Source organism: Mesorhizobium sp. WSM4817, assembly GCF_055811135.1.
Genome location: NZ_JBVVQQ010000035.1, coordinates 41,029 through 48,783 on the forward strand (window position 1 = coordinate 41,029; position 7,755 = coordinate 48,783).

Below are 7,755 nucleotides of genomic sequence, written 5' to 3' on the forward strand. Positions count from 1 at the left end.
GATGTTGCCGCGATAGCGAGGGAGCTACACGGCCAGCGCCAGTCTTGCCGGTTCCGGCGCAAATGGACGAGTGGTCATGCCGTCTCTGGTAATGGTGACGAAGCTAGAGGGCGGGATCGGCTGCCAGTCGCCGCCATCACGGTCGAAAGGCTCCGACATCAGGCATCGCCCGCCGCCGTTGCGGAAGACGGAGGTGTAGAGCGTCGGCGCGTGGGCATCGGTCGCATAGCGCACCGCATGGAGCGATTCGCCGTCCGACAAGGCGGCGGTAAGCATCAGCGCCGGTTCGAAGCCGGCGCGGCGCGAGGCGTCGATCACCCGCGCCGTAGCGCGCGACACCGCGCCTTGCGGATCGCCCGCCAGACCCTCGTCGATCATCAGGAGAAAGAAAAGTTCGGAATCGGTGGTGCCCTCGCGCCGATCGAAGACATCGTCGGAGAGCGCGTTTTCCAGCGCGCGGCGGATTCTTTCGAAGCCGCCGATCTGGCCGTTGTGCATGAACGACCAGCGGCCGGCAGTGAAGGGATGACAGTTCATGCGGCTGGTGGCGCCGCCGGTCGAGGCGCGCACATGGGCAAGGAAAAGGCTGGACCTGATCTGCCGGCACAGGCTCTTCAGATTGGGATCGGACCAGGCCGGCAGGATGTCGCGATACAGGCCCGGTTCGGGCCGGTCGCCGTACCAGGCGAGACCAAAGCCATCGCCATTGGTCGGCGACTTGGCTTCCTGGGCGCAATGGCTCTGGGCGATCAGCGAATGGCAGGGCGCCGTGACGATGTCTTCCAGGAAAACCGCTTCGCCGAGGTAGGCCGCCCACCGGCACATTCGCTTAATCCCCCCTCAGGCGCGATCCATGAGAGCCGCAGGCTCCTTGATCGCGTGTGTGCCTCTGTTGTGCGTGCGCTCATAGAGCTCGCGAACGATTCGGCTGGCCGTAGTCTCAAACAGAAACGGCAAGAAAGCGTGAATGAGTGCGGCGAACGCTGCCATGAACAGACGCGAGCAGAACCATGCCGCGAAGGCCATATGGCTGAAATAGGTCTCGCCGACCTTGGCCGGGTGAGAGGTAAAGAGCCTTGCAAGCGGTGTCGTCATGGTGGTCCCTCCTGCCGGGAAAAGCCCCGATGCTGAGTATTCTGACACGAGGTTTTGATTGATTAGTCCCAAAATATCCTTGTGTCTGGTCAATTATTGGGACAAACATCCCACATGTCGCTGGAAATCGATGAGATCGACCGAAGATTGCTGGCCGAACTGCAACGCGACGGCACGCTGTCGGTCGACCAATTGTCGCAAAGGGTGTCGCTGTCGCGCAACGCCTGCTGGCGCCGGGTCAAGCGGCTCGAGGAAGACGGCGTCATCACCGGCCGGGTGGCGCTGGTCGATGCCGACAAGCTTGGCCTTGGCCTTTCGGTGTTCATCTTGGTCCGGACCTCCAATCATGATCCCGACTGGCTGCAAAAATTCCGGGCGGCAGTGGGCGGCTTTCCCGAGATCACCGGCGTCTACCGCATGTCCGGCGACCTCGACTATGTCTTGCGCGCCCGCGTCGCCGACGTGAAGGCGTATGACCGGCTCTATCAGCGGCTTATCGCCAAGGTGGCGCTGTCGGATGTTTCGGCCTCCTTCGTCATGGAGGAGATCAAGGAGACGACCATCGTCCCCGTAGAACTGCGCTGAAACGGAACTGCGCTGAAAGAAAGCCGTTGATAGTCTGGCCGCCGAGTTGACTGAATCGGCGTTGATAGCGATAGGATCAGCCTCATGCGCGCAGCCCTCTACACTTCCTCCGTCATCGGTCCGGCCGTCGGCTTCATCAGGCTGCCGCACGGTGAAGGCCTGCCGCTTCCCGCCTATGAAAGCCCGGGCGCCGCCGGCATGGATATGCGCGCCGCAGTGCCGGACGACCGGCCGCTGCTGATCCTGCCGGGAAAACGCGCGCTGGTGCCGACCGGACTGATCCTGGAGATCCCGGAGGGGGTGGAAGGCCAGGTCCGGCCACGCTCGGGCCTCGCCTTCAAGCACGGGCTTACCTGCCTCAACACGCCGGGCACCATCGACAGCGACTATCGCGGCGAGGTCAAGGTGCTGCTGATCAATCTTGGCGACGAGGATTTCGCGGTGACGCGCGGCATGCGGATCGCGCAGATCGTCTTCGCCCCGGTGACGCAGGCGACGGTCGATGAGCGCAGCTTGGCCGGCGGAACGACGCGCGGCTCCGGCGGCTTCGGATCGACCGGCACGGCCTGATGTCGCTACCCAAACTCGTCATCTTCGATTGCGACGGGGTTCTGGTCGACACAGAGAACCTGGCCAATCGGCGCCTCGCCGAATGGCTCAGCGCCGCCGGCTACCCGGCAAGCTTCGAATATTGCCGCAAGAACTTCTCCGGCCGCGCCATGGTCTCGGTGCAGAAGGAAGTCGAGGCGACCGGCGCCAGCCTCGGCGCCGATTTCGTCGACCGTTGGAACGCCGGTCTGCCGGACCTGTTCGCGCATGGCGTCGAAGCCGTCCCCTATGTCAGGCAGTTCATCGAAGCCGTGCACGCTGCCGGCATCGCAACTTGCGTCGCTTCGTCGGCGCGGGTGAGTAAAATGCACATCACGCTCGGCCAGACCGGGCTGCTGCCGCTGTTCGAGCATGCACTGTTCAGCTCGACCATGGTTTCGCGCGGCAAGCCTTTTCCCGACCTGTTCCTGCATGCCGCAAGCACGATGGGCTTCGCTCCAGCCGACTGCATCGTCATCGAGGACAGCGTCGCCGGGACATTAGCCGGCATTGCCGCCGGCATGCGCGTATTTTCCTACTACGGCGACCCGCATTCCGACCGCGACGGCCTGACCGAGGCCGGCGGCATCCTGTTTGACGACATGCGCGAGCTGGCCGGGCTGGTGCCGATCCCCTGATCTGGTCTTCAGGGTTTTATCCGGCTGGACGCGCCAGGCGCCCATGCTAGCTTGCCAATGTTCGACAGTGGGAGGCGCCCAGCCTATGAACTCGATCCTGTTTCGCTTCACCCTCGCCTGCTTGCTGCTGCCGTGTCTGTGGGCCGCGGCCGGCGCGCAGGGCGTCAGCTTCCCGGACCTTGGCAGCACCCTCCCCGGCCACGAGAACACGACCTATCTCGACCTCGCCAGGATGGTCATTCCCGATCTGGCGGCGGACAAGGATGGCTTCTACCGTGGCTCCATGCCGATCGAGATGCGCCATATCGAAGGTGGGGATAGCGGTGGCTCGCCGCCCGAAACGTCGGGCTTTTCCGATGCTGGCGTGCTCCAGATCAGGGCCGGCGGCAAGGAACGGCTGGCCATGCTGTTCGACCTCGGCAGTTCCTCCGACAGCGCAGAGGGCTTTGCGGTGCTGGCGCTCTACGATCTTGCCGGCAAGCCGAGACTGCTCGACGCTGTCAATGTCGCCGTCGACCGGAGCACCTATTTCCGCGATCCGGGCAAGCTTTCGATCGGGCTAGGCGATGACGTCATCATCACCCTGAGCACGCATTTCAATTCGAGCCAGGGCTATGTGAGCACGCCGCTGATCCTGGTCCGCGACGACAGGTTCGAGCTGATCGACATGATCTCTACGTTCGACGAGTCCCTGTGCGCCTACAGGCGCACGCAGGAGTTGGCGTTTCAGACCGTTGCGGAAGGCCAGCCCTATGCGGCCATCAAGGCGACGTTGACCGATGCCACCATGCCGAATGGCGAAAGCTGCGATGATGCGGCGCCCGAGGCTTCCTCGCGCGACATCTCCGTCACCTACCATTGGGACGGGACCGCGTACGTCAAGGGGTCCGACGCACTGGACAAATTGGCAGGAGAGAACGCCAATCGCTTCTGACCCAATCGCATTCGTTTGCCCGGCGGGCAGTGGCGGGATAAAATGCGCTTCGCACTCTGGGGAGCATCCATGGACAAGGGCAAAATCTTTCGCGACCTGCACAGTTCGATCTTCGTCATGCCCAACCCCTGGGACGTCGGCACGACGAAACTGCTGGCCTCCTTCGGTTTCAAGGCGTTGGCGACGACCAGCGCCGGCTTTGCCTTTTCGCGCGGCCTGCCCGATGGCGCGGTGACCTTCGAGGCGATGATCCACCACTGCCGCGACGTGACCGCGGCGACCGGCCTGCCGGTCTCGGCCGACCTCGAGAAGGGCAAGGGCGACAGCGCGACAAGTGCCGCGGAAACTGTCTTCGCAGCCGAAGCGGCAGGCCTCGCCGGCTGCTCGATCGAGGACCACACCGGCGAGCCCGACAAGCCGATTTATGAATTTTCGCATGCCGTCGAGCGCGTCGCCGCTGCAGCGGAGGCGGCACGGGCGCTGAAGCACGACTTCGTCTTCACCGCGCGGGCCGAGAATTTTCTGTGGGGCAGGCCAGACATCGACGACACGATCAAGCGGCTGCAGGCCTTCGAGAAGGCCGGCGCCGACGTGCTCTACGCGCCAGGCCTCGGCGATGTCGAGACGGTGCAAACCGTCTGCTCGGCGCTGACCAAGCCGGTCAACGTCATGGTGAGGCCCGGCTTCACCATCGCCGATCTTGCCCAGGCAGGGGTCAAGCGCATTTCACTCGGGCCCTGGCTGACCAATTACGCCTTCGGCATGCTGGAAACGGCGGCGCGCGAGATCCAGCAGGACGGCACCTTCGGCTTCACCCGCACCGCCATGCCGTTCGGCAAGCTGCAGGCGTTGTTTGCCGAACCCAACGCATGAAGCTCAGCGTCGTCGACATGCACACCGGCGGCGAGCCGCTGCGGATCGTCACCGGTGGTTATCCCAGCATTCCTGCAGGCACGATCCTGGAAAAACGCGCCTATGTGCGCGATCACCTCGATCATCTCAGGAAGATCCTGATGTTCGAGCCGCGCGGCCATTACGACATGTATGGCGCGCTGCTGGTGGAACCCGACCTGCCCGGCGCCGACCTCGCCGTGCTGTTCATGCACAATGAGGGCTATTCGACGATGTGCGGCCACGCCATCGTCGCGCTCGGCCGCTACGCCGTCGACGAGGGGCTGGTGGCGCGGCAGGAGCCGCTGACGACAGTCAACATCGAGGCGCCGTGCGGGCTGGTCGTCGTCTCGGTCGAGGTGCAGGACGGCAAGGCCGGTGCTGTGTCATTCGAAAGCGTGCCGGCCTTTCTGTTCGCCCGCGACCAGCAGGTCGAATTGCCAGGTTACGGGGCGATCGGATTCGACATCGCCTATGGTGGCGCCTTCTATGCGCTCGCCGATTGCCGGCAGTTCGGGCTGGAGTTCGGCAAGAACCGCGTGCGCGATTTCGTCGATGCGGCGACGGCACTGACGGAGAAGCTGAAGAAGGGATTCCCGCTGTCGCACCCCGACCATGCCGAGCTTGCCTTTCTCTACGGCACCATCCTGACCGACGGACAGGACGCATATTCCGATAGCCCAACCAAGAACATCTGCGTTTTCGCCGAGGCCCAGGTCGACCGCTCGCCGACCGGATCGGGCGTCGCCGCGCGGCTGGCGGCGATGCATGCCAGGGGCGAAATCGCCGGCCAGACGCGGCTGTTCGAGAGTATCGCCGGCTCGCGCTTTTCCGGCAGCGTGGCGAGGACCGCGAAAGCCGGGCCGCATGATGCCATCATCGCCCGCGTCGGCGGCCGCGCCTTCTACAGCGGCCGGGCCGAATTCATCGTCGAACCCGACGACGAACTGGGACACGGTTTTCTTTTGCGTTAGCGCCGAACCCAACAAAACGGAACGGAGCGTAACGTTTGGCTACAACCGCCATTCGCAAGCCTGCATCACCAGAACATCAGCACTCCTAAGCCGCTTCCCGCGCCGAGATCGCCTTGTGCAGATGTACCATCATGGCGGCGGCGAACAGCGGCGTCAAAAGGTTGAGCAGCGGCACTGCGAGGAAGGCAGCGACAACCAGCCCGGCGAGGAACACCGTGACGGCATGTTTTTTGCGCAACGCCCGGGCGTCGGCCTCCGGGCGAAAGCGCATCGCGGCGAATTCGAAGAATTCACGTCCCAGCAGATAGCCGTTGACGATGAAGAAGGCGGCGATGTTGATGCCCGGCACCAGCAGAAGCAGCAAGGCCAAAAGGTTGCCGACGATGACGACGCCAAAGAATTTGATCGCCAGCACCAGCGAGCGCAGTGCCGGCATCGCGCGGCCGGGTGGGTCATTGGGATAGTCGGTGCGCTCGACCAGTTCGGCGGCGGCGTCGAGGAACAGGCCGGCGATGATCGCCGTCACCGGCGCGATCAGCAGGGCCAGACCGAAGGCAAGGGCGATGGCGGCGATGATGCCGCCCAACCAGCCGGCCCAGGACGGCAGGCCGGGTATCAGGGACTCCAACCACGGCAAGGCCAGCCACTCGACAAGGCTCGTCAACCCGAACCACAAGGCCACCAGCGCCAGCAAGGTGAGCCCCAGCGTCTTGATGAAAACCGAGCGGAATTCGGGCGAGAACAGCCGGCTCAGGGCGGCGCGGGCGGCGTCGAGTATCATCGCGTTTCAAACCCATATGCAACGCGCCCGTTTTGGGCAGGACGCCCCCCGAGATAGGAAAGGGAAATCATCAGCGCAACTGCTGCTGATAACGCAAGTTACCGCGCAAACACCGGCTTGCGGACAGGAATGGTCATCGCAGCCACGCCGGCGACAACAAGGGCCATTCCCCACCACGCCGTCGGGCCAAGGCTCTCGCCGAGGAATACGGCCCCGATACCGACGCCGATCGGCACGCGCAGATAGGCCTGCGAGGTGGTGCCGACGGAACCCAGCGTATGGATGAGGCGGAAATAAATGCAGAAGGCCAGCGCAGTTGAAAAAACCGAAAGTCCGAGCAGAGCAAGGATCGAGGCCGTTGATGGCGCCAACGCCCAAGGGCGGTCGAACACAAGGCTGAGGGGGACGAGTATCGCGGCGCCGCAAAGCATCGAACCGGCGGCTGGAATCATCGGATCGAGGCCCTTGAAGCCGCGACCGAAAATGGCGGCACCTGCGTAGCAGACCGTCGCCGCGACGACGGCAAGCTGCGCCCACAACTGGTGACCAAGGCCGCCAAGCGCCTGGGTGCCGACGATGAGGCATATTCCAGCTATTCCCGCACCGACGCCGAACAGTTTGCGCATGGTCACTGGTTCGTGGCGCGTGATGAGCGCGGTCAGCAAGAAGGTGAAGATTGGGGACGTCGCATTCAGGATCGTGGCCAGGCCGGCGTCTAGCGAGCGCTCGGCCGAGGCTATCAACGTGAACGGCACAACGCTGTTGAGGCATGCCTGGAACGCGAACCGACGCCAGCTGGCGGTATCGCGCGGCACGGTAAGGCCACGCCAGCGGATGAGGGCGAGAAGAATTCCACCCGCAATCAACGTTCGGGCTGCGATCAGCGTTACCGGCGGGATCGTCTCGACGCCGATCTTGATGGAGGTATAGGAAGCACCCCACAGCACCGCGAGCGCAATGAGGAGCGCCAGCTCGGTCTTCATGTCGGTTTTTGCAGGCATGGCGGGTTCGCAACCTTCGGGGGAACATTGATCGGCGACGCCATCCTTGTAAGCGAGGCACGAAAGAAATGCTTCGATCATTATCCAACCGTGATTGTTGCCTAGGCAAAGCCGCATCAAATCGCTAGACCCGCCCGCGGCCGGCATGCCAGAAAGCCGGTGGTTTTTCGCGGAGACATGATTGATGCCGAACTATGACGTGCTTTGTATCGGTAATGCCATTGTCGACATCATCGCCCAGTGCGACGAGGCATTCCTTGAGACGAAC

The 7,755-nt window shown here is 63.5% G+C and carries 10 protein-coding genes; 6 read left to right on the forward strand and 4 right to left on the reverse strand.

Going from position 1 to position 7,755, the window contains the following annotated elements; translation table 11 throughout:
* Nucleotides 1-24: 24 nt before the first annotated feature.
* A complete protein-coding gene (locus tag AC0L2K_RS31130) occupies nt 25-825 on the reverse strand; it encodes a class II glutamine amidotransferase (protein ID WP_128168313.1) in 801 nt (266 codons plus the stop codon).
* Nucleotides 826-840: 15 nt separating this feature from the next.
* Nucleotides 841-1,095, reverse strand: a complete 255-nt coding sequence (locus AC0L2K_RS31135; protein ID WP_023803739.1) for a DUF6356 family protein — start codon at nt 1,093-1,095, stop codon at nt 841-843.
* A 114-nt stretch (nt 1,096-1,209) separates the two neighbouring features.
* On the opposite strand from AC0L2K_RS31135, the gene AC0L2K_RS31140 reads away from it, so the two are divergent.
* From AC0L2K_RS31140 to AC0L2K_RS31165, 6 genes are all read left to right on the forward strand, one after another.
* Nucleotides 1,210-1,680, forward strand: a complete 471-nt coding sequence (locus tag AC0L2K_RS31140) for an Lrp/AsnC family transcriptional regulator (protein WP_023803740.1) — start codon at nt 1,210-1,212, stop codon at nt 1,678-1,680.
* Nucleotides 1,681-1,764: 84 nt separating this feature from the next.
* A complete protein-coding gene (dut, locus tag AC0L2K_RS31145; protein ID WP_473533228.1) occupies nt 1,765-2,250 on the forward strand; it encodes a dUTP diphosphatase in 486 nt (161 codons plus the stop codon).
* The gene (locus AC0L2K_RS31150; RefSeq protein WP_287055152.1) at nt 2,250-2,906 is read left to right on the forward strand and encodes an HAD family hydrolase; all 657 of its coding nucleotides are present in this window, start codon (nt 2,250-2,252) and stop codon (nt 2,904-2,906) included. The genes dut and AC0L2K_RS31150 overlap by 1 nt, the downstream gene beginning before the upstream one ends.
* Nucleotides 2,907-2,991: 85 nt before the next feature.
* Nucleotides 2,992-3,840 carry a hypothetical protein gene (locus tag AC0L2K_RS31155; protein ID WP_473533229.1) on the forward strand — a complete coding sequence of 283 codons (849 nt, stop codon included), beginning with the start codon at nt 2,992-2,994 and terminating at the stop codon, nt 3,838-3,840.
* A 69-nt stretch (nt 3,841-3,909) separates the two neighbouring features.
* Complete coding sequence (locus tag AC0L2K_RS31160) at nt 3,910-4,713, forward strand: isocitrate lyase/PEP mutase family protein (RefSeq protein ID WP_027151596.1); 804 nt, start codon at nt 3,910-3,912, stop codon at nt 4,711-4,713.
* On the forward strand, nt 4,710-5,705 hold the full coding sequence (locus AC0L2K_RS31165; protein ID WP_473533230.1) for a proline racemase family protein: 996 nt from the start codon (nt 4,710-4,712) through the stop codon (nt 5,703-5,705). The genes AC0L2K_RS31160 and AC0L2K_RS31165 overlap by 4 nt, the downstream gene beginning before the upstream one ends.
* Before the next feature lie 85 nt (nt 5,706-5,790).
* Here the strand turns inward: AC0L2K_RS31165 and AC0L2K_RS31170 are convergent, their stop codons facing one another.
* Entirely contained in the window at nt 5,791-6,486 is a 696-nt protein-coding gene (locus AC0L2K_RS31170) for a sulfate transporter family protein (RefSeq protein WP_128174097.1), read from the reverse strand.
* Nucleotides 6,487-6,584: 98 nt separating this feature from the next.
* Nucleotides 6,585-7,487, reverse strand: coding sequence for a DMT family transporter (locus tag AC0L2K_RS31175; protein ID WP_473533231.1), 903 nt, complete (start codon nt 7,485-7,487; stop codon nt 6,585-6,587).
* Nucleotides 7,488-7,755: the final 268 nt, after the last annotated feature.